This is a genomic window from Mycobacterium sp. (assembly GCF_049280035.1).
Lineage (GTDB): Bacteria > Actinomycetota > Actinomycetes > Mycobacteriales > Mycobacteriaceae > Mycobacterium.
On the sequence record NZ_JBAPPI010000205.1, the window covers coordinates 1 to 3,155 of the forward strand.

Here is a 3,155-nt window from a genome sequence, read left to right on the forward strand (position 1 = left end):
CGCCCGGCATCAACGGCGCCGGCGGATCCGGCGGTACCCCCGGCGGCACCGATGGCACGCCCACGTTGGCGAACGCAACCATCCATTTCACGATGAATGCCCTCAATCAGCCCGTGGCATACATCTCGGTAAACGGCGGACCGATGGAACCCGTAATAGTTGACACCGGATCCACTGGACTTGTCATCGAACCCCAATACGTCCCAACACAAGGCCTTGGCAGCGAAGTCTATTCGGGCGCCGCGGGTTACAGCGGCGGCCTGTCGTATTCCTACGATACGTACGACACGACGGTGAGTTTCGGCAATGGCCTCGTCACCTCGCCGACCGCCGTTGACCTTGTCACTACCCAATCGACGTCAGCTTTCGAAAACTACTTTTCTTCCACCGGCGCGGTCGGCGTTTTGGGTATTGGGCCTGACAACGGGTTCCCGGGCACCAGCACTGTGATCACAGCGTTGCCGGGCACCCTTGATCAGGGTGCGCTCATCAACGAATCCCAGGGCGTGCTGGAGTTCGGCCCCAACCCCTTAACCAGCACCATCTCGATCGCCGGAGCCCCGACCGCCACCCTGGACGTAAAGATCGGTAACGGACCGCTCGAACACATTTCCGTCGCAATCGATTCCGGTGGGTTGACCGGATGGTTCCCGTCATCGGTGCTCGACACCGGTCAGACCTCGGGAACTATCCCGGCGGGAATAACCATTTCGGTCTACACCAGCAACGGTGAGACGCTGCTGTACTCGTACACGACGACCGCAACCGATGGGCCATTTGTTACGACGGGAGGTGCGGCGAATTCCGGATACATCCCCTTCTATCTGGGACCGGTGTACGTGGGCGAGGGCCCGAGCGGTTACGGGACGACAACCTTCGATTCCTAACGGCCGTCAAGCCGAAAACCATCTCACCTTAATCTCGATTCCGCCGTGAAAGGTAGGCTCCGGCGGTGTACAGCAGTGAGCCGACGAGCACTACGAACTTGGTGATCGCTGCGCCTCGGGCGCGACGCGCATTGTCGTTAATCTTGTTGCCGCCCAGGATATTTAATAGTGCAACCCCCTCCAGTGCATCGGCGCCAACAGCGGGAATGACACCAAGGCAAACCGCGGCCGGGTGGCCTAGCCGGCGGCGGGCGGAGTCCACCAGCAGGGCGGTTAAGGCGCCATAGGTGGCCATGTAGCCGAAATCGAGCTGGACGGAACGGCGCGCCGCGCGCCGGCCATCGTCTCCCCATGCGCTCATAATCCGTTGTGCGCGTGTGGCATTGCCCGCCAACTCGAATGCAATGATGCCCGGCCCGCCAGAGCGGTGCATCCGTCGCTCCAGCGCCAGCATCACCGACGTATAGCCGGCGAAAGCCGTTACGGCCCAGATCAGGTCATTCCTGCGACGACGGTTGCTGGACCCGCTTACCGTGACGCGTTGTTGCGTAGACATTTCCGTGCCGTCCTTATGTTGTACAACTCATCGACAGCATCCAAGCTCGCGCCCGAGCTGGGCCATGTGCAAGAGACACTGCTGACCGGTTCGATCGTCTCGATAACGATATGGTCCGGTGGTCCGATCTTGATCTTTCCGACACGATCGCGCTGCGCCGACGTTTCTTCGCCGACCGACCGCGGTTGCACGATGCTGGTGGGTTCGGTGCTCGACACAATTGCCGCTGCTCCTGGCCCGCGCGCTACCGCTACGGTCTGCCGCTGCTGGCCCGGCTCCTTCCCGCCGTCGTCAACAGCTACAAACTCAACGTGTTCACGCTCGGCACACCGTCTTAAGTGGTCGCCTGCCCAAAGCCATCCGCCTCGAGCGGTATCGCTTGGCTTTGGAGAGATTAGATTTTGGATTTATGGGGAAGTGAAGGGGGTGGATCTGTATTCACCGGGCAGAGCTGGCGTGAGCCGATGAGTCGAACGCGTGAACATCTTGACGAGCTGGTGGCAGCTCGCGACCAGATGGAAAAACTGGTGCAGGTCATCGTCGGGATTGGTTCCGATTTGGACCTGGATGTGACGCTGCACCGAGTCGTCAATTCGGCGATGGCGCTGACCGGCGCGCGCTACGCAGCGCTGGGTATCCGCGGGTCTGACGGCACTCTCGTCACATTCGTCCAAGCGGGGATCGACGACGCCACCGCGCGGCGGCTCGGCGATTTGCCGGTGGGTGGAGGTCTCCGCGTCGAGGACCTGAGTGCTTATCCGCAGGCCGCCGGGTTGCGGGCACACGCTCCGGCGTTGCGGGCACTCCTCGCGATACCGATTACCGTGCGCGCAGCTGACTTCGGGAGCCTTTATCTGGCCGACGACCGGCTCGGCCGAGTGTTTTCCGACTTCGAGGAGGCCGCCGTGCGGGCATTGGCGACGGCGGCGGCCGCCGCAATCGATAATGCGCGGCTTTTCGAGCGGCAACGTGAATCGGCGAAATGGACAAATGCCAGTCGCGAGATCACCAGCGCGCTGCTGTCCGGCGACCCACAGACGGGGCCATTGCAGCTCATCGTGAACCGGGCGCTGGAGTTGGCCGATGCTGAGCAGGCGATATTGCTGGTTCCGAGTGAACCCGATCTGCCCGCCGATGAAGTCGACACCCTTGTCGTAGCCGCTACGGCGGGCCGGTACGCCTCGGAGGTGATTGGTCGCCAGGTTCCGATGGACGCCTCCACTACGGGAGGCGTTGCGCGTCGCGGTCTACCGCTAATCACTGATTCCTTCCAGTATCCGATCGAGGGTTTCACCGATGTCGGTGAACGGTCGGCGATCGTCATGCCGCTGACTGCGGACGACAGCGTGCTTGGCGTGATTGCAGTCGCACGCCGACCACTGCAGCCGCCATTCGGCACCGATTACCTGGAGCTGGTCAGTGACTTCGCTCAACACGCCGCTATTGCCTTGGCGCTGGCGGCAAGTCGCGAACATGCGCTCAACCAGCAACTCGCCCAGGCCGACACCGTCGATGACGCGCTGCGAGCCGCAGCCGAGGAATTACGTCGACTCTGGCGGGCCCGCCGCGTCTTGGCGGTCATCTTCCCTGCCCACAGGTCCGCCGCCGCGCCGGACCTGATCTCGGTCGGCGAGCCCTCGCAGTGGGACGACCTGTCATCCGAAACACGCCAGATGCTGACCTCGTTGCGCGACGGCGACCTACTCGCTCCC

4 protein-coding genes are annotated in these 3,155 nt (G+C 62.6%); 3 read left to right on the forward strand and 1 reads right to left on the reverse strand.

Annotated features, from left to right (window positions below):
* Positions 1 to 887: PecA family PE domain-processing aspartic protease (locus tag WAN71_RS06665; RefSeq protein ID WP_422224577.1), on the forward strand; the 887-nt coding region annotated here is incomplete at its 5' end.
* Between the two features lie 28 nt (positions 888 to 915).
* On the opposite strand, the gene WAN71_RS06670 is transcribed toward WAN71_RS06665, so the two are convergent.
* On the reverse strand, positions 916 to 1,341 hold the full coding sequence (locus WAN71_RS06670; protein WP_422224578.1) for a hypothetical protein: 426 nt from the start codon (positions 1,339 to 1,341) through the stop codon (positions 916 to 918).
* 212 nt (positions 1,342 to 1,553) lie between these two features.
* On the opposite strand from WAN71_RS06670, the gene WAN71_RS06675 reads away from it, so the two are divergent.
* Entirely contained in the window at positions 1,554 to 1,781 is a 228-nt protein-coding gene (locus WAN71_RS06675; protein WP_422224579.1) for a hypothetical protein, read from the forward strand.
* Between the two features lie 126 nt (positions 1,782 to 1,907).
* Positions 1,908 to 3,155, forward strand: a 1,248-nt coding sequence (locus tag WAN71_RS06680) for a GAF domain-containing protein (protein ID WP_422224580.1), incomplete at its 3' end; no start/stop codon positions are given.

Bases quoted from the DNA above. Each gene is read 5' to 3' on its own strand.
- WAN71_RS06670 (WP_422224578.1), bottom strand. From the start codon at position 1,341: ATGCTGGCGCTGGAGCGACGGATGCACCGCTCTGGCGGGCCGGGCATC.
- WAN71_RS06675 (WP_422224579.1), top strand. From the start codon at position 1,554: ATGGTCCGGTGGTCCGATCTTGATCTTTCCGACACGATCGCGCTGCGC.